The organism is Pseudomonas meliae, from assembly GCF_001400515.1.
Classification (GTDB): domain Bacteria; phylum Pseudomonadota; class Gammaproteobacteria; order Pseudomonadales; family Pseudomonadaceae; genus Aquipseudomonas; species Aquipseudomonas amygdali.
Genome location: NZ_LJQT01000316.1, coordinates 1 through 785 on the forward strand (window position 1 = coordinate 1; position 785 = coordinate 785).

At 60.5% G+C, this 785-nt stretch carries 2 pseudogenes; both read left to right on the plus strand.

What is annotated here, in order from left to right:
• A pseudogene (locus ALO64_RS14885) lies at nt 1–389 on the plus strand (conjugal transfer protein TraT); the annotation flags it as partial.
• Nucleotides 364–785: pseudogene (locus ALO64_RS14890) on the plus strand (ATP-binding protein); the annotation flags it as partial. The pseudogenes ALO64_RS14885 and ALO64_RS14890, both read left to right, overlap by 26 nt.

Below are 785 nucleotides of genomic sequence, written 5' to 3' on the forward strand. Positions count from 1 at the left end.
TGGCCTACCTGCCCGGTATGGCCATGACGGATGTGCATCACCTGCAGCGCCGTGCGCTGATTGCCATTCTCGGCGGTACCCGCACGCAACGTGCCCAAGGCAAAAGGGTTCTGCTCTGGCTGGCTCGACATGGCCGTGAGGTGGAACAAGCCTGGGGCACAACACGTGCCGGCGAATTCGCCATGGCCTTTCAGCGTCTTCCTCCTCACAAGCGCTCGACCCTTCGAAACCGCCTGGAAGGCTGTGCCCTGATCCTGCCGGCGGACATGTTCGAGGATCTGTCGCTATTACTGCCCACCGGCAAAACGGTCGCGGGGGCACTTTCCTCCCGCAGCTGGGACACCTATACCCGGAGTGACTTTTATGCCGAGCCTGATCCGTTGGGTTGAAGACCTGATCACTGAAACCTCCCGGTTTGCCGTATCACGCGATCTGCCCCACTATTGCGACTTGAACACGGTACTGCGTCTGACGGACGACGATCGCACTCGCCACCCAGCCCTCAATGCCCCGTATGTACTGGTCAACGACGATGGCGATTACTGCTCGGTGTATGCCGTTGCCGGCAGTTTTTGTGACACCGACGAAGCGGCACCCCTGGAGGCCCCTTATTCCTGGGCCGGCCGGTTGGAGCGCATGATGCATGCGCTGACAGCTCACTATCGCCGACATGGACACAAAATCAGCCTGGTGTTCGATGATGACCCTGATCGAGGCCGCGAGGACGTCGAACGCCTGCTGGCCCCTCAGTACGCTTCTGTCAAACGGACCGGCATCGACTTGAC